Source organism: Pedobacter hiemivivus, assembly GCF_004331685.1.
Taxonomy (GTDB): domain Bacteria; phylum Bacteroidota; class Bacteroidia; order Sphingobacteriales; family Sphingobacteriaceae; genus Pedobacter; species Pedobacter hiemivivus.
In genome coordinates this window covers 505,064-528,021 of record NZ_SJSM01000002.1, presented here as the reverse complement: position 1 = coordinate 528,021, position 22,958 = coordinate 505,064, and the positions used below count along the sequence as shown (strand labels likewise).

Here is a 22,958-nt window from a genome sequence, read left to right as displayed (position 1 = left end):
AGGACCTGCATAATACTTCGGGTCGTCATTAGCACTAATTCAGGAGGACGACCGAACAAAATAAAAAGTCGCTTTATCATAATGATAAAGCGACTTTTTATTACCTTATTTAATCACACCCAACATTACATTTGGCGTCCGGATTCCCGGTTTCACCCCACCATTTGAAAGTACAATATTTCCGTTCCACATAGTCGCGGTTGTGGTAACCTGCGCTGGAAAAGGCAAATCTGCAATCTTACTCCACTCGTTGGTCATGGTATTATACAACAACATCCCTCTATAAAAACCTCTATGATGGATGCTTATTTCATTTTTTTCTTTAATGAGTCTGGCCTTAAGCTCAACATCATCCGTTTGAGCTATTTGGGCCAGGTAGTTTTCAATTTTATGGAAGGTTTTTCCATTATCTCCGCCCGTAATCAATATCCAGCGATCACCAATACCTACCCCTGCTCCCGCAGAAAAATTGGTTACATTTTTTCCATCGCTGATCGGCGCAAGTTCTTGCCAATTCTGTCTGCTAACATTATACACGTAAGTTGTAGCATGTAGATCGCTTATTCCTGAAGCAGTTTTTGTCCTCCCTCCTATGACAAAAATATTTGTGCCCAGTCTGTCTTTTTGCACCACAACTACGGCATTACCCAATCCAATGGGCAGATTAGGCAACACTTTCCATTCGGGGTTCTGTTGGTTCAGATCCAAGCTAAAAAAAGCATTGGATGATTTCTTTTGCAAATCGCCCCCGACGGCATAAACCACATCACCAATGCTTGTCAAAGCCATATTGGTGACAGCAATAGGCAAATTGGGTAATTGAACTACTGTTACCTTATTTCTATGGTTATCCCAGTTTAATTTATAAGCCTTATTGGATAAGACTTTATCATTTTCGCCACCGGCATACACTACCCCCGCAGGAGTTGAGGTATTGCCACAATAAGCAATTGGCTCTGGAAGTACCTCTGTCACTTGTTTGTTCCAATGAAATCCATTTATAGATTTTTGCAACACATGAATTTCACTGGAATAATATTTCCTACCCCCATCCCAGGGCATTTTGTCTGGAAAATTTGCTCCACCAGCTACAATTAGTACATTATTATGAACAGCATTAATGGCACCCGCAAAACCCAAAGAGATGTTCCCTTCAACATTTTGCAGGCTTGCTGCTACGATCCATTCCACACTGGGGTCTTTAATTTCTTGAGAAAAAACAGGTGCTGTGATTAACATGATATAAAAGAATAAGAAGAAATACTTATAAATTTTTTATTAGGTATTAACGCCGACACCTACTGATTTGAAATTATGAAAGCCGACTGTTTCTACGTCTTTCTTAAACAATTCAAATCGGGATCCGTTCATATTTTTTACAGGTAATCTAAATTCACCACAATTGCGATGCGCAATCACCTGGAAAATCAATTGTAAGGCTATTCGAATAACGGTTATTTAGTAACACTGCTAAGCGCATATTCCCAGTTCATCCTTGCAATATTTAGCACCGAAATACTTTGAGGGCATTCTACTTCGCAGGCTTCTGTATTGGTACAATGCCCAAATTGTTCTTCATCCATCTGCTGAACCATAGCAAGTACCCGCTTCCTGGATTCAATTTCCCCCTGTGGTAATTTTGCCAGGTGCGCCACCTTAGCGGAAGTAAACAATGCCGCACTTGAATTTTTGCAAGTAGCCACACAAGCACCGCAGCCTATACATGCTGCAGAATCAAAGGCCGACTCGGCATCTTCATGACTAATCGGAATGCCATTCGCCTCTGGAGCCTGACCAGTATTTACAGCTATAAAACCTCCAGCCATAATGATCCTATCGAACGCCGACCGATCTACTCTCAAATCACGTTTTATCGGAAAGCCTTTGCCTCTAAAAGGTTCGATATAAATGGTATCTCCATCTTTAAACTCACGCATATGCAGCTGGCAAGTGGTTAAATGAGCAACAGGTCCGTGTGCACGGCCGTTAATCATCATCCCGCATTGTCCGCAAATCCCTTCCCTACAATCATGATCAAACTCTACCGGCCGATCACCAGCAAGAATCAATTGCTCATTTAAGGTATCCATCATCTCTAAAAAAGACATGTGAGGGATAACATTATCTAACGTATAATCAACCATTTTACCAGGAGTACCGGCATCATTTTGTCTCCAAATTTTCAGATAAATCTTCATAGGCCAACTTCTTATTTATAACTTCTTACTGCCAACTCCACATTTTCAAACGTTAAAGGTTCAGGAATTAGGATTTCTTCCTTGTCCTCGCCCTGATATTGCCATGCTGATACAAAACAAAATTGTTCATCGTTTCTTAGGGCCTCTCCTTCCGGAGTTTGATATTCTTCCCTGAAATGTGCCCCGCAGGACTCTTCCCGGGTCAGCGCATCCTGACACATCAACTCGGCCACTTCCAGATAATCACTCACGCGACCAGCTTTTTCCAATTCTCCATTCATCTCATCTTCATCGCCACTCACCTTAAGGTTTTCATAAAAATCCTTACGCAGTTCTCTGATCTCCCCAATGGCTTTTAATAATCCAGCTTTACTTCTCGACAAGCCACAATAATCATACAGCAACTTACCCAGTGTTTTATGGTACTGATCAGCCGTTTTACTCCCATTAATAGAAAGCAATTTAGAAAGATGTGCCCTAACAGCCACCTCGGCATCAACAAATTCCTGTCGATCAATCTCCAATCGAGGTTCTTTAATTTCTCCTGAAAGATAATTTGACACCGTATAGGGGGCCACGAAATAACCATCCACACAGGCTTGCAGCAATGAGTTGGCCCCTAAGCGATTTGCCCCATGATCTGCAAAATTAGCTTCACCGAGTGCAAACAAGCCAGGAATAGTGGTCATCAATTCATAATCTACCCATAGACCGCCCATTGAAAAATGTGCAGCTGGCGAGATCATCATGGGTTCTGCATAAGCATCAGTTGCTGTAATTTTATGGTACATATCAAACAGGTTACCATACTTTTCTTTAATCTTTGGCTTGCCTTGCTCCTTAATCGCTTTCGAGAAGTCGAGGTACACAGCGTTTTGCTGTGGCCCAACGCCAAATCCGGCATCTATACGTTCTTTAGCTGCACGGGAAGAAATATCCCGAGGCGCAAGATTCCCAAAAGCAGGGTAACGTCTTTCCAAATAGTAATCACGTTCTTCTTCCGGAATATCATTCGGCTTTCTGCTTTCATTTGGTTTTAGAGGTACCCAAATCCGTCCATCATTCCTTAGTGATTCGGACATCAGCGTAAGCTTGCTCTGGTAACTACCAGATTGTGGCAAAGATGTTGGATGCACCTGTGTCCAACTTGGACAGGCCATAAATGCACCCTTTTTATGGGCGCGCCAAATAGCCGATGCATTACAGCCCATGGCCAGGGTTGACAAATAGTAAATCTTCCCAAAGCCCCCAGAAGCCAGAATCACCGCATGCGCAGTATGACGTTCTATCTCTCCAGTATCCAAATTTCGGACAATCACCCCCCGAGCCTTTCCATCAACCAATACTACATCCAGCATTTCGTGACGTGTAAAAAGCGATACGGTTTTGGCCGCCACCTGCCGCATTAAAGATTGATAGGCACCCAATAGCAATTGTTGTCCCGTTTGTCCGCGTGCATAAAAAGTCCGGCTAACTTGCACTCCACCAAAAGAGCGATTATTTAAATAACCACCATATTCTCTTCCAAAAGGCACCCCTTGGGCAACAGCCTGATCTATCAACTGAGCAGAACATTCGGCCAATCGATACACATTCGCTTCCCGCGAACGGAAATCGCCACCTTTAATCGTATCATAAAACATTCGATAGGTGCTATCACCATCGTTTTTGTAGTTCTTAGCTGCATTTACACCACCCTGAGCGGCTACCGAATGTGCACGCCGTGCAGAATCCTGAAAACAAAATGAAGTCACATGGTAGCCCATTTCTGCCAGAGATGAAGCAATTGAACTTCCTGCCAGTCCTGTTCCTACAACAATTACATCCAGCTTTTTGCGATTGGCTGGATTAACCAATTTTGCATGATCCTTATAGTAGGTCCATTTATCCTTTAATGGTCCCGGTGGTATTTTAGCATTCAGTTCCATAAAACATGTTGAGTTAAGTAAATGTAAACCGGTATTACTGCAAAACCGATAGTAATGACATAGCTATACCAGGCACCAAAAACCCTTATCCATGCCACATATTTTGGGTGGTATACACCTAAACTTCTAGCAGCACTAAAAAAACCATGCAACAAATGGAAACCAAGTGCAAACATACAGACTACGTAAAATAGCACATACCATAAGTCTCCGTAAACACCGACTACGATGGTATAAAGATCTTTGTGTCCGGCTCCATCTACCGGCAAACTGCCAAACTTATATTGATACCAGAAGTCTTTAAAGTGAAACACCAGAAAAATAAGGATAATGGTGCCTAATATTCCCATACTTCTGGAATACCATTTACTAGATGCCCCTCTTTGATCATATACATACTTACCCGAGGTTTTCTTATTTTTAAGGGTGATGATCAGCGCATCCAGACTATGTATAATGATAGATGCATACAGCACATAAGAAATAATTTTGATAAAAATATTTCCTGAAAGCAGTTGCGAATAGCTATTAAAGCTTTCCCTGGCTTGATCTGTCGGCAGTAAAAGTTGTAGATTACCCAACAAGTGAATAACAAGAAAAAAACAAAGAAACAATCCTGTCAGTGCCATGAGTGTTTTTCGCATCAAGGTTGATGTAGTATTGTTATGATCCATAATGCTCGATTAATAAATTCCAATTACTTTCCACCATATACCTCCTATGCCCATCCATATCACCAGGAAAACTATACTTAATATAAATCCGCGCGACCACCACTCTTTCACTTCTACATAGGTACTTCCAAAAAATACCGGTGCCGGACCATGCCCATAATGAGTAAGTGTTCCATAAATACCGCCACAAAAACCTAGCGAAAGCGCAAGTAACATTGGCGGGATCCCCACAGAAATCCCTACACCTAGTAAAGCGGCATACATAGAAGCCACATGGGCAGTAGCACTGGCAAACATGTAATGACTGTAAAAATAAACGAGAATGATGATCGGGAAGGCCATAGTCCAGTCTAAACCTCCAATTTTACCTTTTACCAGTTCACTAAACCAGGGAATTAATCCCAGTTGATTTAGTTGGCTCCCCATCATTACCAATGCCGAAAACCAAACAATAGTGTCCCAGGCTCCTTTTTCACTTTTAACATCCTCCCAGGTAAGTACCCGCGACAATAATAAAAACACCAAGCCTATAAATGCGGTCGTTGTTGCATCAATTTTAAAGATATCGCCCGTTATCCATAGAAACAACAGTACAAAAAAGGCGGCTAGCATTAACCATTCATTGAGTGTTACCGCTCCCATCTCTTTCAACTTCTCTGAGGCCATTTTTGTAGCGCCATCCGTCTTTTTAAGTTCAGGGGGATAAATCTTATATAAAATATAGGGTACAGCAATCAACGAAATAATTCCCGGTATCAACGCAGCCCACATCCATGACATCCATGTTATGTCTATCCCTAGATCAGCAGCAAACTTCTGACACATCGGATTACTCGCTGTACCTGTCAAAAACATGGAAGAGGTAATCAGGTTAACATTATAACAATTTAAACTTAGGTAAGCACCCAGTTTACGATGCGTTTCCGGCTTTTCGGGCACAGAACCAAAATTGAGGGCCATTGATTTCATGATCGGGTAAATTATACCACCACCCCGAGCTGTATTGCTGGGAATGGCCGGTGCCAATACCAGATCGGCTAAACCAAGCCCGTAGCCCAATCCCAAAGAACTTCGACCAAAAACCCTAATAAAGAGATAGGCTATTCTGCTACCCAAACCGGTTTTTATAAAGCCCCGGGCAATGAAAAAAGAAATCCCAATCAACCATATCACCTTATCACCAAAACTGCTTAAGGCCAATGAAATTGACTTCCCCGGATTACCGGGCGCCAGCACTCCGGTTAGCGCCACCAATGCAATGGCAATCATCGACATGGTACCCATTGAGGCGGCCTTAAGGATAATCCCTAAAATGGTTGCTAAAAAAATAGCTAGTAAATGCCATGCTTCGGGTTTCACCCCATCTGGAACTGGTAAAAACCAAATCAGCAAGCCAAAAGCAAGCGTAACCAGAATCATTTTGTAATTAATTTCCTGCATAATGTTATGGATTAAAACCGGGCCTGAACTTGGCAAATGATCCGATTGGCATCATATTGCGTGGTATTTGGAATATTGCGTTCATATCTGTCCATCATAAAGCCTAATTGTACCCTAACAGCATATGCCTCTGCAAATGATGCACTCACCATTGGTATATAGCTTTGTCTTGAATTTCCTGCCAGCTTAAAATCAGCGTCCAAATACTCGTAACGAACAGCAAACTCTAGATTTTTAAGCCTCACATTCTTAAAACTATAACCAACATTCGGCTGTACATAAACTCCTCGCATGACATACCTGCTTATTGGAATAACCGGATCTGTTTGCTCAAAATAAGCTACACTGTTCACCCCCTGTTTAAACTCAGAAACAAACTCTACATTCCATTTTTCATTCAACTGCTTCTTGTAATCAACATCAGCACCATAAGCCCATATCTTTTGCCCCATATTTCTTCCAGCTCCACCACTCAAACCCAAAAGGGTACCTTTCCCTAATCCAAAAACAAGCCTGGCGGGAACAATCTTACCATCATCATTATCCGTTATCTGATTGCGGTTATTGCCATTAAAAATACCGATAGAATATTTTATTGGAACAGTGCTATTCTTGATTTCACCAAAATAACTCGCCCCGATCTGGAAGCTTTGCCAACTGTTAGCACCAAAAAGATAATATTGGTTGGAATAGTCGATAGAGCGAACAAAATCCACTGGGTAATTATCTTCCTGACCAAATTGCGGTCTGAACTGACCAAATTGAAAATTTACATAATCATTAATACTGTATTTGATATAGGCATTTTCCAGTACCTTATTTTGTGGATTACCTGTAAAATCACCAAAATTAACCAGCATAACCGCATTTATCCGATCCGTAATGGCCGCATTAATTTGTATCCTGGCTCGTTTGACGGAAAAAGAATTATGGGAAAACCGTTCGGTTCCGGTATGGTGTCTACCAGTAATATCGATATCATCATCAAGGGAATAATTGAACTGAGTTTGCAACATTCCCGAAAAGTTGATCTTACTTTTCGCCGTTACAGGTACATCAATACCTTGAGCATTTAAAAAAAAAGGGAAGCAGAGCAACAAGAGCTGAGCGTAGAGTTTGTTCATCACAATAAAAACAAAGTTTTACCCGCTTTGTTTACAAAAGTTTACAATTTTCTCCCCACCATATACAGCTTATTCACACGAGAACGTACAAAATAGCCTGTCTTTTGCGTTATCACAACTATGAAACCTTTATTCATCCTTTTAATATGGCTTATTCCGGCTTTAAACACACCTGTACCCCTTAAAACTCAGAACGACAGGTTATGGTCTGAAGAAGAGTTAAGAATGGCGAATACTGCCAAAAATGCCAAATACCTTAACGCTCAGGAGAAAGACCTTGTAATGTATATGAACCTGGCACGCATAGATGGCGAGAAGTTCTTCAATACCTACTTTCAGGAATTTTTAGAGGAACATAACAAGCAAATGGTGCAATACAGCAATTACCGTCAGCTAAGAATAGATAAAACCGACCGCTATTACAAAAGCCTGAAAAAAGACTTAAAAAGCATAAAAGATTTGCCCGTACTCTATCCTGACGAGTCTTTAAGCTGGGTAGCACAACAACATGCTCAAGACATGAACAAGTATGATTATGCATCTCATAAATCAAAAGATGGCCGTTCTGTCAAAGACAGGATCAGCAGCATGTACCCTAAAAGAGCTTTAGGAGAAAATTTAGCCTTCGGCTTTTCGACTGGCCTTGGTAATGTTTGTATGCTTTTATTAGACAAAGGCGTTCCAGATCTTGGCCATAGAAAACTGATTCTCAACACCTCCTTAAAATTAAACTATGTTGGAGTAAGTATAGAGCCGCATAAAGGTTACAAATATTGCTCAGTAACGGATTTCGTTGGATTACCGCCCCAGTAGCCCCCCTTCTAACCGCCCAGTTAAGAGAAAAAATTCCTTCTCAGAAAGAGCCTAGCTTTCTTCGCTTTTTCAGCGAAGCAATGCAGCTCTAGAAGAGAACGGTATTTTTTAAACTTCAATGACGATACCCCCCTCCTCTACACCCAACTCTTCCAAATACCCAACCATTGCCGCCGTAAACGGGTCAGGGCCACATACGTAATAATAAGTTTCCTTCTTACCAAGATATGTTTTTAGCAAGTCCCGATCTATGATTCTCCCCTTCACAGATTCATCAAGAGGAGCTTTCAAAATATCGATATCATTTTCGCCAAGCATATACTTCAGTTCCGTTTTTAGTATGATATCTGTTTCATTGTAATTGGCAAACAACAAAGTATTCCCAGCCAATAAACCATCATGTCTCAGCTGTCTGAAGATGGCAATAAAAGGCGTTATACCTGCACCACCAGCAATAAACACACCCGGTCCCTTATAGTGAATAGTCCCAAACACATCATGAATAACCAATTCATCCCCAGTCTTTAATTGGGCAAGCTTTTCCGTTATTCCATCATGATCTTTGTAAATTTTAATGTTAAACTCCAGGTAGTCCCACTCATTGAGCGAAGTAAAGTTAAATGGCCTTAGCTCGTCTCGTAGTCCAGGACGATTAATCGATACATCAGTAGCCTGTCCCGGAATGTAAGTCAATCCGGGAGGCTTTTCGATCACAAAACGTTTTACGTTGTGCGTTGCATCTTCGACATTTAGTATTTTAACGACATGCATTTTCATCGGGATAGAATTTATTTTTCATTGGTGATGAAGCGTCAACTAAGATTTAGCAATGATCAATCCAGAAATTTTGACAAGTATGAATTTAATCTTATCCGCAGTGACGCTGTAGTAAGCTATGTAATGACAGCGATAAAGTAATTTATAAAGCAAAATTCTTAAATTGGCGGCCTCAACTACGATCGTTTGAAAAGAAAGAATCCTATTGCAGTAAATCTGTACCTGGCCCTGGCCTACCGCTTCCTGATCATCATGGAGCTATATACCTTATGCCGAATCGCATTTTACGCTTTTAACCACACACTATTTCAGCACATTACGCTATCCAAATATCTGTACATCTTATGGGGCGGACTAAAGTTCGATGTATCAGCACTGATCTATATCAATGCTATATTTATCTTTTTACACCTCCTTCCTATTCCCTTCAAGTATAATAATGGCTACCAACGCTTTTGCAAATGGCTTTTCATTATTAGCAACAGCATTGGTATTTTGGCCAACTTTGCGGACTTTGCTTATTATAAATATACACTTAAAAGAACCACAGCCACTGTTTTTAGCCAGTTTAGCGATGAACAAAATAAGTTTAAACTGCTGGTAGATTTTTTAAGCGATTACTGGTACCTCATTATACTTTATGCTGCTTTTATCTGGTTTTTCATCAGACTATACGATAAGATTAGCGTTAAAAAAGAAAAGAGTTTTAAATGGCCAAAATATCTGCTGCAAACCGTGATTATGGCTGTTGTTGCAGTACTATGTATAGTAGGCATACGTGGTGGAATAGGTTCTGAAACCAGGCCTATTACCTTAAGTAATGCCGGCGAATTTGTAGATACACCCGATCAAATGAGCTTAGTGCTAAACACGCCCTTTTGTATATTTAGAACACTGAAATCATCAAAGCTGAAGCCGGTAAACTACTACGACGAGCAAACCTTAAATTCCATTTACAACCCAATCCATCAACCTGCAGATACCGCTACATTTAAAAAGCTGAATGTCGTTTTTCTGATCATCGAAAGTTTAGGGAAAGAGCATGTTGGTGGTTTAAACAAAGATTTGATGGATGGAAAATATAAAGGCTATACCCCTTTTATAGATTCTCTGATCCCCCAGAGCTATACTTTTACCCATACTTATGCCAACGGACGAAAATCTATTGATGCATTACCATCCATAATTTCAGGAATACCTTCTATCCGGGAACCCTTTATCCTTTCGGTATACTCAGGGAATAAAACAACTAGTATTGCCAAGATCTTAGGTGATGAAGGATATGAAACTGCATTTTTCCATGGTGCGCCAAATGGCTCAATGGGCTTTTCGTCTTACACGAACTTAGCAGGAATTAAGCATTACTACGGACTAAATGAATACAACAAACCTGAGGACTTTGATGGTACCTGGGGGATTTGGGACGATCCGTTTATGCAATACATGGCCCAAACCATGAACACACTAAAACAACCATTCTTCTCGGCCTTTTTCTCTGTATCCTCCCACCATCCTTTCAAAATACCAGAAAAATATGTTGGCAAGTTCCCTAAAGGTCCACTTCCGGTACAAGAATTATTCGGGTATACAGATATGGCCTTACGCAACTTCTTTAAAACGGCGTCGACCATGCCCTGGTATAAAAACACCTTATTTGTATTGTGTGCCGACCATGCTACCCTATCTTACTTTCCGGAGTACCAAACTACGCCTGGCTATTTTTCTATTCCCATCCTCTTATATTATCCGGGCGGAAATTTAAAAGGAAAAACGGATAAAATAATGCAACAAATAGACATTATGCCTACCGTTTTAAATTATCTGAATTACGATAAACCTTACTTTGCACTAGGCTTTGATGCTTTTAATAAAAATCAAGATAACTTTGCGGTAAACAATAACGATGGTACTTTTAGTTTTTATCAGGGAGATTATCTCCTGATCAATGATGGAAAAGTAAGCCTTTCGTTGTATAATTTAAAAACCGACAGGCTTACGAAGAACAACATACTGGATAAAGAACCGTTAGTAGCCCAGAAGATGGAAAAATACCTAAAAGCTTTTGTTCAGCAATACAACAACAGGATGATTGAAAATAAACTAACAGTAAAATAATTACATGCGTAAATTCCTGTTAAAAATAATAGACTTTTTTTACCCGCCCTTCTCTAACTGGCTACCTCTACATACTTTCAGATATCTTGTATCAGGCGGTACTACAGCAGCCTGCGGAATTGTGAGCTATTATATTGCCTACAACTGGATTTTGCACCAGGAAAATATTCACGTTGATTTCCCTTTTCTACCAAAACTGATCACGGCACACTCTGCAGCCTTAATTATCAGCACTTTCATTAGCTTTTCGATTGGCTTTACCCTAAATAAGTACCTGGTTTTTACCAAATCAAACTTAAAAGGAAGGATACAAATGTTCAGATATGCTGCCGTTTTAGCGATCAACTTCGGACTTAACCTGGCCATGCTGAAATACATGGTAGAGGGATTACATTTTTATCCATCTGTGTCGCAAGCCTTCATCACCCTTACCCTCTCTCTATGTAGTTATTTTCTACAAAAGCATTTCACTTTCAGAGTTAAAAAACACCCCTAACGAAATCTCATTTCAAGGTCAGCACATCGTTTTTTTTGGTGGATAGCTTAAGTATTGAGTATATTTGCCTCTTAAAAAACAAAGGTTAAAATGAGTGATTTTAATGACTTTAATAATCCGCAGGTAGCTAAGCTACCGAAGCATTTAAGGCAATTTATTGTTGATCAACACTATGAAAAATATACGCCTATAGATCAGGCGGTTTGGCGTTATGTAATGCGTCAGAATTATAGTTATTTAAAGCACGTAGCATTTTATCCCTATATCAAAGGTCTTCAACGGGCAGGCTTAAGCATTGAGCATATTCCTGATCTGCAAACCATGAACGATAACCTTGGCAAAATAGGCTGGGGAGCCGTTACTGTAGATGGTTTTATCCCTCCTTCTGCATTTATGGAATACCAGGCTTATCATGTGTTGGTGATTGCTGCTGACATCCGTCAGATCAATCATATTGAATACACGCCAGCACCAGATATTATCCATGAATCAGCTGGTCATGCACCCATCATTGCTGATGCGGATTACAATAGCTATTTAAGCTATTTTGGTTCTATCGGAGCTAAGGCCATGTTCTCTTCAAAAGATTTTGAATTGTACGAGTCCATCCGCAGCCTTTCTATTTTAAAAGAAGCTGTTGACGCGCCTGCCGAAGATATTGCAAGAGCAGAAAAGCAATTGCAGCAGATTAGTGAAAATATGGGCGAACCATCCGAAATGGCTTTACTGAGTAGATTGCATTGGTGGACTGTAGAATATGGTTTAATAGGTACACTGGAAGACCCTAAAATTTACGGCGCAGGCTTACTTTCTTCTATTGGCGAAAGCTCTAGTTGCATGAGCGATAAAGTAGAAAAACTGTGGTACAACATAGATACACTGAATTACAGCTACGACATTACTAAGCCGCAGCCACAACTATTTGTAACGGAGAACTTCCAAAACCTAATTGATGTTTTAGAGACATTTGCCGACACCATGGCCTTTAGAAAAGGTGGAACAGAAAGTATTGTAAAAGCAATTGAATGTAAAAATCCAGCAACAGCGGTATACAGCTCAGGCCTACAGGTAACCGGAATATTTACAGACATGGGTATTGATGGTAACGACGCACTTACTTTTATAAAAACAACAGGCCCATCGGCCATTGCTATAGCGAACAAACAACTTGAAGGACATGGCAAGTTTTACCATAAAGATGGTTTCTCCTCACCGGTAGGAAGATTGAAAAATCAGACTACTGCTTTTGAAGATTTAAGTCTGGAACAACTAAAAGAACTAGGAATTGCTATCGATAAACGTGCAGACCTAACTTTTGAAAGTGGTATTCACGTAACTGGATTGGTTAAAGAAATCCTGCAACATGAAAACAAGACCATTTTGATCTCTTTTGAAGATTGTACCGTTAAGGAAAGTAATGGAAATGTGCTTTTCCAACCAGAATGGGGAATGTATGATATGGCTGTAGGTGAATCTATCGTTTCTGTATTTAACGGAGCGGCAGATAAAGATGCTTACGAAGAGATTACCCACATTAGCGATAAGCAAACACATAAAGTAGTTTACGACGAGAAAACGCAGCAGCTACACGCCATCTATAGAGCCGTGCGTGAAATCAGGGAAAACGGAACGAATCAAGAACAATTACCTATTTTGTTTGAGCGCCTGAAATCGGAATACCGACATGACTGGCTTTCGGCTATGGAAATTTTGGAGATTTTATACCACAAGCAGCTTTACCCTGAACTGGAAAAAGAAGTCCGTAATTACCTGGAACTTAAATCAGCAAATGAAGCCGATCATACCAAGTTAATTAACGATGGCTTACATGTCATCGAAAATCCAGTAACACAATTGATCAACAACGAAGATTAACATCTTACGTCGCTTCGTCATCCTGAATTTATTTCAGGATCTCGGACTTGCAGGGCAGCCTTTCTCTTGCGAGATCCTGAAATAAATTCAGGATGACGAAGCGTTTATTTAAGAATTAAAAGAATACCAATGAATATTGTATTAACAGGTGCCAGCAGTGGAATTGGCTTTGAAGCAGCCCTAGAATTTACCCTTAATAAGGCGAATAAAGTAGTTTGTATCGCCAGATCAGCAGATAAACTGCGGAAATTACTTGAAATCGCTAAAGGTATTACTCCAGATTGTACACTACTTCCGGTAGAATTTGATATTGTAAATGATGATTATGCCGCATTGGTACCTTTTCTTAAACAAAAGCTGGGCAACATAGACATCCTAATCAACAATGCAGGTTCATTGATCAACAAGCCGTTTTCGGAAACCAGTACTGCGGATATGGCGAATATGTTTGAAAGCAATGTTCTCGGACATTTCAACATGATCCAACACTTACTACCATTAATGGGCAATGACAGTCACATTGTAAACATCGGTAGTATGGGTGGCTTTCAGGGTAGTGTAAAATTCCCTGGACTTTCAGCCTATTCTGCCAGTAAAGCTGCTTTGCATGCCTTAACAGAATGCCTTGCTTTTGAACTCCTGGAAACAGGCATTAAGGTCAATTGTCTGGCCCTTGGTTCGGCGCAAACAGAAATGCTAGAACAAGCATTTCCGGGCTATCAATCTCCTGTTCTGGCCTTCGAGATGGGCAAGTATGTTGCCGATTTTGCACGTACTGGACATAAGTTTTTCAACGGAAAAATCATCCCAGTAGCAGTAACAACACCATAACCAACAAGTTATCAACAACATTTGGGCTAAAGTATAATTTTAATATCTTTATGCCTATTGATATGAAGAGACTCCCTATTCTATTCTATTTTCTATTTCTTAGTGTATTTGCGGCCAAATCGCAGACAACAGTTCCTGTTCAATATCAGCAGTTGGTTAGCAAACTTGCAGACCCAAACCCTGTAAATCAGATCAAAAACACGGGATCACCTAACCGATTACTGGACTTTGCAAAGTCCATGCTCGGTATCCGTTATCGATCGGCCTCAAGTAGCCCTAACAGAGGTTTTGATTGCTCTGGTTTTGTAAACTATGTATTTAGTAATTTCGGATTTAAGGTACCCCGCTCGTCAAGAGAATTTGCAACAAGCGGGGAAGCCAAAAAGTTGGAAGACGCAAAAATCGGAGACGTGATCTTGTTCACTGGAACAAACAGCAGATCCCGGACTCCCGGTCATGTTGGTATTATTTATTCTATAAATGGCGACGAGGTTAAATTCATCCACTCCTCTTCAGGAAATGCCAAAGGAGTAACCATCTCCAGTTTAGACGAAGGATTTTACAAAAAGCGTTTTCTGAAGGTGGTTAGTATTTTATAACAGCACCACCTTTAAAGCATCATTTACATTCCCTTTGCTTAACCATTGCTTAGCCAGTTCATGCAGCTCGCGCTCACGGTTATTGGCATCACCTATGGTAGCATCGAATATTTCCTTTACTTCGTCATTGCCTTTAATGGCATCAATATCCTCATCAGCAGGCAAATGCTCTATATTACCAAGCATACCGAGGTCATTCCCTGTCAGTACTTTTGAATTTCGCACCCCTTTAGGCAAAGCATCTACACCTATCCCTAAAGTGGTTAATGGCTTAGCTACTTTAAACAAACTCTCCGGTGTAACCCGACAGTACCAGTCGCCCCCTAAACGAGCCACAAGGTCTATTTTAGCTTGATCAATTTTGCCATCCTCATCTAAAATATCTTCATTGATGTGAATAACCTTAACTTCCGCCAGGATTAGGTTACCTGCACCTGGATTCTCTCCCAAATGAATCACCTCACGTACTACACATTCCATCTGCACAGGCGCTTCAGCTACCCGAGGTGGTTTAACCAACTGCGAAGGCAACATCGTAAAACCAGCCTTTTCAAACTCGTTTACTCCTTTTCCATATTCGGTACTGGCCAAACTTGTTTGCTGTACCATCGCATAATTGACAATGTTAATCACACATTCCTTAACCTCCAATACATTCTCTAAAGTATGTTTGGTGGTATTGTCGCGCACCCTCCTTGCCGGCGAAAAAATACACAGCGGCGGATTGGTACTAAACATGTTAAAAAAGCTGAAAGGGCTAAGATTGATATTCCCAGCCTGATCTATCGTAGTGGCAAAACAAATTGGCCTCGGCGCAATTGCATACTGCATATAGTTTTGCAATTGCGCCGGAGTCAAATCTGACGTATTTATCGTTAACATTCTCTATTTTTTAAAAGCCAGAATAGAAAAGTCAGTATCTACTTTACGAATGGTATTACTTAAATGACCAAGACCAGTGATCTCCATTTCTACCACATCACCATCTTGTAACCATTGTGGTTTAAAAGCTGGATCGTTTAATAGTCCAGTACCATTTAACTCAAGGAAACAACCTGTACCTACTGTACCAGAACCGATTACATCGCCAGGTAAAATATCAACACCATAAGCGCAACGCTCAATGATTTCGGCAAATGTCCAGTCCATATCAGCTGTACTACCTGCAGATACCTGAACTCCATTAACGATACAAGTCATCTTTAAATCGTAAACATCTCCAGTATGCCCTGGTTTAGCAGTAGTCTTATAAGCTTCCAACTCATCTGGAGTAACCAACCATGGTCCAATTACAGTAGAAAAATCTTTTCCTTTGGCAGGGCCTAAATTTAAAAGCATTTCTTCCATTTGAAGTGTTCTGGCACTCATGTCATTCATCACCATATAACCTGCAATGTAACCATCAGCTTCCGCAGCAGTAATGTTGCGGCCTTTTTTACCGATTACTACGGCTACTTCCAGCTCGAAATCAAGCTTTTGAAAATGATCAGGCATACATTGAATTTCACCAGGTCCTTGAATAGCATTGTGGTTGGTAAAATAGAAAATAGGATACTGATCAAACTCAGCAATCATATCTACTTTACGGTTTCTACGTGCAGCCGCTACGTGTTGACGAAATGCATAACCATCTCTGCAAGATGTTGGATGCGGAACAGGTGCTAATAATTCGAAAAAAGCTTCCTCCTTAGGCTCCATTTCCCCGGCTTTGATTTGCGCGTCTACTTTCTTAGCGCGATCCATCAATTCCTCACCACCTTGCAAAAAGGCGTTCATTTCATCAGGAATTAGCTTATCGCATGAATTTAAGTTATAAATGTGTCCCTCTACAAAAACACCAAGGTGTTCTCTGTCTTCTGTTTTATAGGATACCAGCTTCATATGTCAGTATTATTTATTTTTAAGTAGTTGCCCAAAGCTATATAAAATTAAACAAATGCCCGACAATATCAACGAAGTTAAAGCACAATGGCAGCGATCAAAAAGCCGACAGCAATCGTTACCGTTACTGTGGTTAAACCGGAAGGCATAAAAGAGTGATTGACTAAAAACCGACCTATTCTAGTGGTACCGGTTCTGTCAAATCCCATCGCAGCCACCAATGTTGGATAGCTTGGAATCACAAAATCACCGTTAACAGCAGGGAACATCGCGATGAGTGCTGGAGCTGGAATACCCAATGCAATACCTAGTGGCATTAATGCACGTACCGTAGCGGCCTGACTAAACAAAAGAATAGACATCACAAATAAGGCGATCGCAAAAGTCCATGGATGTTCGGTCACAAATGCGCTTAAATGTGTTTCAAAGAAAGGCATATGCGCTTGTAAATAAGTATCGCTCATCCAGGCCACCCCAAATATGCAGACTACAGCTTCACCTCCAGATCTAAAAATACTAGATTGAGAGACCTTTGTAGCTGGAATCTTTGAGACAAAAACAATGGCTGCAGCAGCTGCAAGCATCAACAATTCGATCATTTCGACCATACGCATGGCTTGCATTTTGCCATCCGTAAGAAACGAAGGACGAAGAGCAGGCATTGCAGCAAATACGACTACGCTAAATACAGCAAGAAGAAATACATATACTGATCTTTTAGATTCGGTACTGAAAATTTTTTCTGCTTTTTGATCTGCCGGATCACCATCCAGCAACTTCACAAACTCAGGATCTTTTAATCGCTCCAAAAATTCAGGATCTTTCATCAGGTCTTTTCCTTGTCTGTTCGCCACAAGTGCCCCAGCAAGCACACCGATAATGGTTGCCGGAATAGCAACGATAAGTATATGCGTTAATTCGTATCCTTTTGGAGCCAATAAAGCAGTGAGGGCCACCGTAGCCGCAGAAATAGGACTTGCTGTAATGGCCATGTGAGCCGCAATTACAGAAATACTAAGCGGGCGTTCTGGCCTTACTCTTTTTTTAGTAGCTACCTCTGCAATAATAGGCAGCAATGAGTAAATAATATGTGCTGTTCCTGCTACAAGGGTAAAGGTATAAGTAACCAACGGACCAAGCCAGGTAATGTGATTTGGATTTTTACGTAGTATTTTTTCAGCTATGCTTACCATATAATCCATTCCGCCGGCAGCTTGCAAAGCAGCCGCAGCGGTAACTACAGACAGGATGATCAACATTACATCTATTGGTGGCGTGGTTGGTTTTAAGCCAAAACCTAATGAAAATATCAGTAAACCAACAGCACCCATTACCCCTAGTCCCACTCCTTTCATTCGCGCACCTACCAATATCAGCAGAATTAAAACTGCTAGCTGTATCCAAATCATTGTATAAATTATTTATATTTTAATTATTCTTATTATGAAAGCCTAAATATATAATTAATTTTAATACACAACCTTCTACCAGCAATTAATATTAGCTAAGCAACCCATGTAACATTTGTAGCGAAATAACATTCCTTAAAATAATATCTGTCTTATTATTTTGGTTATTACTGGATTAAATACTTAATTTAGCAGACGCAATAGAAAATGATAAAAAGCTGTTTCACATACCAAAATCAAGTAGCCACGCAAGCCCTGGCCGCATTCAGGTATGCCATGCTTTCTAAAATCATTTTCGCTCAATATTCCATATAGCATTTCCTCTTTTAATGCCATTTGATAAAACGTTTTCGTCGTTTTATCGTTATTACCATATTATTCTAACCAATTAACTGAATGTTGCAATGCCAATTTATCATACATTAGGATCTATTCCTCCTAAACGCCATACGGTTTTTCGGAAACCAGATGGAAAACTCTACGCTGAAGAACTGGTTTCGACAGAGGGTTTTTCAAGTTTGTATTCCCTTGTTTACCACTGTCACCCACCAACCATCGTAAAAGCATTGGGCGAACCTTATTCTGTTGAGCCTAAAATAGCGAGAGAAAAGCATTTAAAACATACCAGTCTGATCGGCTTTAACATTAAGCCCGAAGATGACTATTTAAAAAGTCGTAAGCCAGTACTGGTAAACAGCGACCTCCACATTTCGTTGGCTGCACCAAGAAAATCTATGACTGATTATTTCTATAAAAACAGTCAGGCTGATGAGGTGATCTTTATCCATGAAGGTACTGGAACGCTAAAAACAGGATTTGGAAAAATACCTTTTAAATACGGTGATTACCTGGTGATCCCAAGAGGAACCATTTACCAGATGGAATTTGACGACGAGAAAAACAGGTTATTCATTGTAGAAAGCTTTAGCCCAATACGTACACCTAAACGTTATAGAAATGCTTTTGGACAACTAGAAGAGCATTCTCCTTTTTGCGAAAGAGACATTAGACGTCCGCAGGATTTGGAAACAATTGATGAATACGGTGATTTTAAAGTGCTCATCAAAAAACAAGGTATCATGTATCCTTATACTTATGGCACCCACCCTTTTGATTTTGTAGGATGGGATGGCTTTCACTATCCATGGGCCTTTTCTATCCATGATTTTGAGCCTATTACTGGTAGACTACATCAGCCACCTCCAGTTCATCAAACTTTTGAGGGACACAACTTTGTGATCTGTTCATTTGTTCCACGTAAATATGATTATCATCCACTGTCTATCCCTGCTCCTTACAACCATAGCAATGTAGATAGTGATGAGGTATTGTATTATGTTGATGGTGATTTTATGAGCAGGAAAAGTGTCGTAAAAGGACAGATCACCTTACATCCAGGGGGTATACCTCATGGTCCGCACCCGGGTACTGTTGAGAAATCAATTGGGAAAGAAAGTACAGAGGAACTGGCTGTAATGATTGATCCTTTCCGCCCTTTAATGTTAACGGAAGATGCGGTAAATATTGAAGATGAAAGCTATCATCGGAGCTGGCAAGAAAACATTGAATAGCAGCGCGATTAAGAGCTGAGGCAAAAAAGAACTAACTAACTTATTATTATAAAGAACTAAAATGTCAACACAAACATTTGCAGAAAAGATTGCCAAAGCGCAGGATTTTCTTCCAATAAATGGAACGGATTATATAGAGTTTTATGTGGGTAATGCTAAACAAGCAGCTCATTATTACAAAACGGCCTTTGGTTTCCAATCGCTAGCATATGCTGGTCCGGAAACAGGGGTGCGCGACCGTGCTTCTTATGTATTGAAGCAAGGAAAAATTAGATTGGTATTAACTACCGCTTTAAAATCAGAAAGCCCGATTGCTGAGCATGTAAAATTGCATGGTGATGGTGTTAAGATTTTGGCACTTTGGGTAGACGATGCTTATAGCGCATTTGAGGAAACTACTAAACGTGGTGGAAAACCTTATATGGAACCTGTTACGCTTACTGATGAGCATGGTGAAGTTCGTATGTCGGGGATTTATACCTATGGCGAAACTGTACATATGTTTATTGAACGCAAAAATTATACAGGTACTTTTTTACCGGGTTATAGAGATTGGAACAGTGATTACAATCCCTCTGATGCAGGATTATTGTACATAGATCATTGCGTGGGTAATGTAGGCTGGAACAGGATGAACGAAACTGTGAAATGGTACGAGGATGTAATGGGTTTTGTGAATATCCTTTCATTTGATGACAAGCAAATCAATACCGAATACTCGGCATTGATGAGTAAAGTAATGAGTAATGGAAATGGATTCTCCAAATTCCCGATCAATGAGCCAGCCGAAGGCAAAAAGAAATCACAGATTGAAGAGTATTTAGAATTTTACGAAGGCGAAGGGGTGCAACACATTGCAGTAGCTACAAAAGATATTTTGACTACAGTAAAGGAATTAAAAGCTCGAGGGGTTGAGTTTTTAAGTGCACCCCCTGAAGCCTATTACAATATGATGCCAGAAAGAGTTGGCGAAATCGATGAGGAAATTGCTCAACTTAAGGAGCTAGGGATATTGGTAGATTGTGACGAGGAAGGTTATTTGTTGCAGATTTTCACAAAACCTGTAGAAGATCGTCCAACCTTATTTTTTGAAATTATTCAGCGTAAAGGTGCCCAATCATTTGGTGCCGGCAATTTTAAAGCCTTATTTGAGTCTTTAGAACGCGAACAGGAACTAAGAGGGAACTTATAAAAACCTCTTATTCATTTAAAAACGGGACGGGCAACCTTTTATAAGGTTGTCCGTTTTTTTATTGGCTCCGGTATCCCCGATTTAAAAAAAATAGCTATTTTCGAAGTCTAAGGCAATACGCGGGGAATGGAAATCAACATACTTTACAGATCAAGGCTTTTTTTTACCAGATTTGGTGCTGCGTTTAAGCTGTTCCAAAAAAATGACCCCTTACGCTTAGCGGGTGCTACAGCCTTCTTTACAAATTTCGCGCTTCCTCCAATTCTATTAATCCTCATTCGGTTATTCGGCTTTTTTATAGATAGAAAAGAACTGGCAAGGCGTCTCTTTGAGAGATTAGCCAACATTTTAGATGATAGAAGTACCTTACAAATCAGACAAACACTAAGAAATATAAGGGGTATAGATCAACATTGGTATGCGACCCTTTTTAGTTTTGTTTTTTTTCTTTTTGTGGCCACCACCTTATTTAATGTTATTAAAAACTCCATGGACCAAATCTGGTCTATTGGCATCAAAGAGCATTCGAGTTTTATGTTTAAAATGAAATTACGTGGCCGCTCCATGATTATTATATTACTAGCGGGTATCTTGTTCTTTGTCGGCCTACTTACAGACAGTGTACAAAGCTTTATTGGCGACTATGTAAATACAGCGGCTCCTACTTTTGGAAAGATATTCTTATCCGTACTTAATCAGCTTTTGTTTATAGCGATCGTTACCACTTGGTTTTCGATCCTTTTCAAATTCTTAACCAATGGAAGACCTACCTGGGATGCTGCGATCAGGGGTGGACTACTAACAGGAATATTATTTACGATAGGTAAATACCTATTGCGCATACTACTTCCATTAAGTGGGATAGGCAATATCTACGGCACTTCGGGATCTATTGTGTTGATTATGCTGTTTGTATTTTATTCTTCTTTTATATTTTATTTCGGCGCCTGCTATGTCAAAATACTAAGTGACGACAAAGAAACGCCGATACAACCTATTAAAGGTACGTTTAACTACGAGATAAAAGAAGTAATAAAAGATGCTTAAAGCACATGACTACCTGATGGCAACCTGCTCAAATCCCTGCATTTCAAACACAGCCAATTTATTAAGTAAGTTGTAATGCAAGGTTCCAAAAAAGTTAACTATTCCGTCCTTATTCTTTCCTTCAATACAAATACTTTCTTTTACAATTTCCTTGTGTCTTAAATACTGTTCAGAAAGAATTAACTCTTCATCCTGAATTGTGACGTCTGCAGCATCAATTGAAAACTGTTTCAGAAGCTCCGAAAAGCTCTTTCCATTTAAAAGCAACTCTTTAATTTTCATAGCAGTATATAATTAAGTTAGGGAGAGATACAAGAACAATTATAACGCCAAAAAGAAAGGGTAAATTACTAGAACTTACCCTTTTACACAAAATGTGGAAAACTTTCTGTTTTTAGAACAACCTGTAAGCCAACCCTAAAGTAAACAAACTCAATTTTGTATCGTCATAGCCATTTTTTCCAATTTTAGAAAGTCCGGTTTCGTACCTCAAATCGACACCTAAATTCCCCACATCCAGGCCGGCACCGAATTGCCATGCAAAGTTCTGACCTTTAAAATCACCCTTAAATGCACTTCCTGCAGCATCCTTTAAAGATTGATCATCACTTAATACAAACGATACTACAGGGCCTGTATTTAAACGTAAGCCAATTCCGGCAGCACCAAACTTAGTACCAACAAGAATTGGTACATCCATACTGGTAAATTTCACTTTATTTTCCTGGCCTGATGCATCCTTTAATGTTGAGTTTTTACCACTCAGATACAACTCCGGCTGCAGATGAATACCTGCCGCACCGATACGTGTCCATAGACCAACATAATAACCAGCTCTATTGTCGCTGCTGAAAGTATTTTCTGTACTTAATTTAGAAAGATTTGCTCCACCTTTAAGGCCCAATTGAAAACTAGGCAAAACCTGACTAAATGCAACCAGATTTAAAGAGACAAGCAATGCGGATAAAATTATTTTTTTCATAGGATG

The 22,958-nt window shown here is 40.0% G+C and carries 22 protein-coding genes; 9 read left to right on the top strand and 13 right to left on the bottom strand.

The genetic code is table 11. The annotated features are described in order from the left end of the window. Positions 1-105: 105 nt before the first annotated feature. The 6 genes from EZ444_RS05295 to EZ444_RS05265 form a co-directional block, all read right to left on the bottom strand. Positions 106-1,239: a galactose oxidase gene (locus EZ444_RS05295; protein ID WP_225874641.1), complete on the bottom strand. Its 1,134-nt coding sequence runs from the start codon at positions 1,237-1,239 to the stop codon at positions 106-108. Positions 1,240-1,454: 215 nt separating this feature from the next. Next, a complete protein-coding gene (locus EZ444_RS05285) occupies positions 1,455-2,198 on the bottom strand; it encodes a succinate dehydrogenase/fumarate reductase iron-sulfur subunit (RefSeq protein ID WP_131607676.1) in 744 nt (247 codons plus the stop codon). An 11-nt stretch (positions 2,199-2,209) separates the two neighbouring features. Further along, positions 2,210-4,126 (bottom strand): fumarate reductase/succinate dehydrogenase flavoprotein subunit, encoded by a 1,917-nt coding sequence (locus tag EZ444_RS05280; RefSeq protein ID WP_131607675.1) that lies wholly within the window; start codon positions 4,124-4,126, stop codon positions 2,210-2,212. Further along, positions 4,117-4,800, bottom strand: a complete 684-nt coding sequence (locus tag EZ444_RS05275) for a succinate dehydrogenase cytochrome b subunit (RefSeq protein ID WP_131607674.1) — start codon at positions 4,798-4,800, stop codon at positions 4,117-4,119. Before EZ444_RS05275 ends, EZ444_RS05280 begins: the two co-directional genes overlap by 10 nt. 9 nt (positions 4,801-4,809) lie before the next feature. Then, entirely contained in the window at positions 4,810-6,240 is a 1,431-nt protein-coding gene (locus tag EZ444_RS05270) for an anion permease (RefSeq protein WP_131607673.1), read from the bottom strand. An 11-nt stretch (positions 6,241-6,251) separates the two neighbouring features. Next, a complete protein-coding gene (locus tag EZ444_RS05265) occupies positions 6,252-7,364 on the bottom strand; it encodes a porin (RefSeq protein WP_165503532.1) in 1,113 nt (370 codons plus the stop codon). 120 nt (positions 7,365-7,484) lie between these two features. On the opposite strand from EZ444_RS05265, the gene EZ444_RS05260 reads away from it, so the two are divergent. After that, a complete protein-coding gene (locus EZ444_RS05260) occupies positions 7,485-8,177 on the top strand; it encodes a CAP domain-containing protein (protein ID WP_131607671.1) in 693 nt (230 codons plus the stop codon). 108 nt (positions 8,178-8,285) lie between these two features. Here EZ444_RS05260 and EZ444_RS05255 read toward each other — a convergent pair whose 3' ends face one another. Next, on the bottom strand, positions 8,286-8,954 hold the full coding sequence (locus tag EZ444_RS05255; protein WP_131607670.1) for an FAD-binding oxidoreductase: 669 nt from the start codon (positions 8,952-8,954) through the stop codon (positions 8,286-8,288). 186 nt (positions 8,955-9,140) lie between these two features. On the opposite strand from EZ444_RS05255, the gene EZ444_RS05250 reads away from it, so the two are divergent. The 5 genes from EZ444_RS05250 (at position 9,141) to EZ444_RS05230 (ending at position 14,870) form a co-directional block, all read left to right on the top strand. After that, the gene (locus EZ444_RS05250) at positions 9,141-11,069 is read left to right on the top strand and encodes an LTA synthase family protein (RefSeq protein WP_131607669.1); all 1,929 of its coding nucleotides are present in this window, start codon (positions 9,141-9,143) and stop codon (positions 11,067-11,069) included. Between the two features lie 4 nt (positions 11,070-11,073). After that, positions 11,074-11,565: a GtrA family protein gene (locus EZ444_RS05245; RefSeq protein ID WP_131607668.1), complete on the top strand. Its 492-nt coding sequence runs from the start codon at positions 11,074-11,076 to the stop codon at positions 11,563-11,565. Between the two features lie 90 nt (positions 11,566-11,655). Next, positions 11,656-13,440, top strand: a complete 1,785-nt coding sequence (locus EZ444_RS05240) for an aromatic amino acid hydroxylase (protein ID WP_131607667.1) — start codon at positions 11,656-11,658, stop codon at positions 13,438-13,440. A 129-nt stretch (positions 13,441-13,569) separates the two neighbouring features. Continuing rightward, positions 13,570-14,271, top strand: a complete 702-nt coding sequence (locus EZ444_RS05235; protein WP_131607666.1) for an SDR family NAD(P)-dependent oxidoreductase — start codon at positions 13,570-13,572, stop codon at positions 14,269-14,271. Positions 14,272-14,333: 62 nt separating this feature from the next. Beyond that, positions 14,334-14,870 (top strand): C40 family peptidase, encoded by a 537-nt coding sequence (locus EZ444_RS05230; RefSeq protein WP_131607665.1) that lies wholly within the window; start codon positions 14,334-14,336, stop codon positions 14,868-14,870. Here EZ444_RS05230 and EZ444_RS05225 read toward each other — a convergent pair. The 4 genes from EZ444_RS05225 to EZ444_RS27130 all read right to left on the bottom strand — a co-directional run bounded on the left by EZ444_RS05225 (position 14,865) and on the right by EZ444_RS27130 (position 18,496). Further along, positions 14,865-15,752 (bottom strand): flavin reductase family protein, encoded by an 888-nt coding sequence (locus EZ444_RS05225; RefSeq protein ID WP_131607664.1) that lies wholly within the window; start codon positions 15,750-15,752, stop codon positions 14,865-14,867. The two genes, EZ444_RS05230 and EZ444_RS05225, sit on opposite strands and share 6 nt — an antisense overlap. 3 nt (positions 15,753-15,755) lie before the next feature. Continuing rightward, positions 15,756-16,751: a fumarylacetoacetate hydrolase family protein gene (locus EZ444_RS05220; RefSeq protein WP_131607663.1), complete on the bottom strand. Its 996-nt coding sequence runs from the start codon at positions 16,749-16,751 to the stop codon at positions 15,756-15,758. A gap of 77 nt (positions 16,752-16,828) precedes the next feature. After that, positions 16,829-18,160 carry an anaerobic C4-dicarboxylate transporter family protein gene (locus tag EZ444_RS05215; protein ID WP_131607662.1) on the bottom strand — a complete coding sequence of 444 codons (1,332 nt, stop codon included), beginning with the start codon at positions 18,158-18,160 and terminating at the stop codon, positions 16,829-16,831. Between the two features lie 183 nt (positions 18,161-18,343). After that, complete coding sequence (locus tag EZ444_RS27130; protein ID WP_165503531.1) at positions 18,344-18,496, bottom strand: hypothetical protein; 153 nt, start codon at positions 18,494-18,496, stop codon at positions 18,344-18,346. A gap of 68 nt (positions 18,497-18,564) precedes the next feature. Between EZ444_RS27130 and EZ444_RS05210 the strand changes: the two genes are divergently transcribed. From EZ444_RS05210 to EZ444_RS05200, 3 genes are all read left to right on the top strand, one after another. After that, a complete protein-coding gene (locus EZ444_RS05210) occupies positions 18,565-19,731 on the top strand; it encodes a homogentisate 1,2-dioxygenase (RefSeq protein WP_131607661.1) in 1,167 nt (388 codons plus the stop codon). Positions 19,732-19,792: 61 nt separating this feature from the next. Continuing rightward, the gene (gene hppD / locus EZ444_RS05205; protein WP_131607660.1) at positions 19,793-20,923 is read left to right on the top strand and encodes a 4-hydroxyphenylpyruvate dioxygenase; all 1,131 of its coding nucleotides are present in this window, start codon (positions 19,793-19,795) and stop codon (positions 20,921-20,923) included. 126 nt (positions 20,924-21,049) lie between these two features. Beyond that, entirely contained in the window at positions 21,050-21,970 is a 921-nt protein-coding gene (locus EZ444_RS05200; protein ID WP_131607659.1) for a YihY/virulence factor BrkB family protein, read from the top strand. A gap of 9 nt (positions 21,971-21,979) precedes the next feature. On the opposite strand, the gene EZ444_RS05195 is transcribed toward EZ444_RS05200, so the two are convergent. Further along, on the bottom strand, positions 21,980-22,252 hold the full coding sequence (locus EZ444_RS05195; protein WP_131607658.1) for a hypothetical protein: 273 nt from the start codon (positions 22,250-22,252) through the stop codon (positions 21,980-21,982). A 112-nt stretch (positions 22,253-22,364) separates the two neighbouring features. Next, the gene (locus tag EZ444_RS05190) at positions 22,365-22,952 is read right to left on the bottom strand and encodes a porin family protein (RefSeq protein WP_131607657.1); all 588 of its coding nucleotides are present in this window, start codon (positions 22,950-22,952) and stop codon (positions 22,365-22,367) included. Between the last annotated feature and the right edge of the window lie 6 nt (positions 22,953-22,958).

Excerpts from the sequence above, each read along its gene's own strand:
- EZ444_RS05295 (WP_225874641.1), bottom strand. The coding sequence starts at position 1,239 with ATGTTAATCACAGCACCTGTTTTTTCTCAAGAAATTAAAGACCCCAGT.
- EZ444_RS05285 (WP_131607676.1), bottom strand. The coding sequence starts at position 2,198 with ATGAAGATTTATCTGAAAATTTGGAGACAAAATGATGCCGGTACTCCT.
- EZ444_RS05280 (WP_131607675.1), bottom strand. The coding sequence starts at position 4,126 with ATGGAACTGAATGCTAAAATACCACCGGGACCATTAAAGGATAAATGG.
- EZ444_RS05275 (WP_131607674.1), bottom strand. The coding sequence starts at position 4,800 with ATGGATCATAACAATACTACATCAACCTTGATGCGAAAAACACTCATG.
- EZ444_RS05270 (WP_131607673.1), bottom strand. The coding sequence starts at position 6,240 with ATGCAGGAAATTAATTACAAAATGATTCTGGTTACGCTTGCTTTTGGC.
- EZ444_RS05265 (WP_165503532.1), bottom strand. The coding sequence starts at position 7,364 with ATGAACAAACTCTACGCTCAGCTCTTGTTGCTCTGCTTCCCTTTTTTT.
- EZ444_RS05260 (WP_131607671.1), top strand. The coding sequence starts at position 7,485 with ATGAAACCTTTATTCATCCTTTTAATATGGCTTATTCCGGCTTTAAAC.
- EZ444_RS05255 (WP_131607670.1), bottom strand. The coding sequence starts at position 8,954 with ATGAAAATGCATGTCGTTAAAATACTAAATGTCGAAGATGCAACGCAC.
- EZ444_RS05245 (WP_131607668.1), top strand. The coding sequence starts at position 11,074 with ATGCGTAAATTCCTGTTAAAAATAATAGACTTTTTTTACCCGCCCTTC.
- EZ444_RS05240 (WP_131607667.1), top strand. The coding sequence starts at position 11,656 with ATGAGTGATTTTAATGACTTTAATAATCCGCAGGTAGCTAAGCTACCG.
- EZ444_RS05235 (WP_131607666.1), top strand. The coding sequence starts at position 13,570 with ATGAATATTGTATTAACAGGTGCCAGCAGTGGAATTGGCTTTGAAGCA.
- EZ444_RS05230 (WP_131607665.1), top strand. The coding sequence starts at position 14,334 with ATGAAGAGACTCCCTATTCTATTCTATTTTCTATTTCTTAGTGTATTT.
- EZ444_RS05225 (WP_131607664.1), bottom strand. The coding sequence starts at position 15,752 with ATGTTAACGATAAATACGTCAGATTTGACTCCGGCGCAATTGCAAAAC.
- EZ444_RS05220 (WP_131607663.1), bottom strand. The coding sequence starts at position 16,751 with ATGAAGCTGGTATCCTATAAAACAGAAGACAGAGAACACCTTGGTGTT.
- EZ444_RS05215 (WP_131607662.1), bottom strand. The coding sequence starts at position 18,160 with ATGATTTGGATACAGCTAGCAGTTTTAATTCTGCTGATATTGGTAGGT.
- EZ444_RS27130 (WP_165503531.1), bottom strand. The coding sequence starts at position 18,496 with ATGGCATTAAAAGAGGAAATGCTATATGGAATATTGAGCGAAAATGAT.
- EZ444_RS05210 (WP_131607661.1), top strand. The coding sequence starts at position 18,565 with ATGCCAATTTATCATACATTAGGATCTATTCCTCCTAAACGCCATACG.
- hppD (WP_131607660.1), top strand. The coding sequence starts at position 19,793 with ATGTCAACACAAACATTTGCAGAAAAGATTGCCAAAGCGCAGGATTTT.
- EZ444_RS05200 (WP_131607659.1), top strand. The coding sequence starts at position 21,050 with ATGGAAATCAACATACTTTACAGATCAAGGCTTTTTTTTACCAGATTT.
- EZ444_RS05195 (WP_131607658.1), bottom strand. The coding sequence starts at position 22,252 with ATGAAAATTAAAGAGTTGCTTTTAAATGGAAAGAGCTTTTCGGAGCTT.
- EZ444_RS05190 (WP_131607657.1), bottom strand. The coding sequence starts at position 22,952 with ATGAAAAAAATAATTTTATCCGCATTGCTTGTCTCTTTAAATCTGGTT.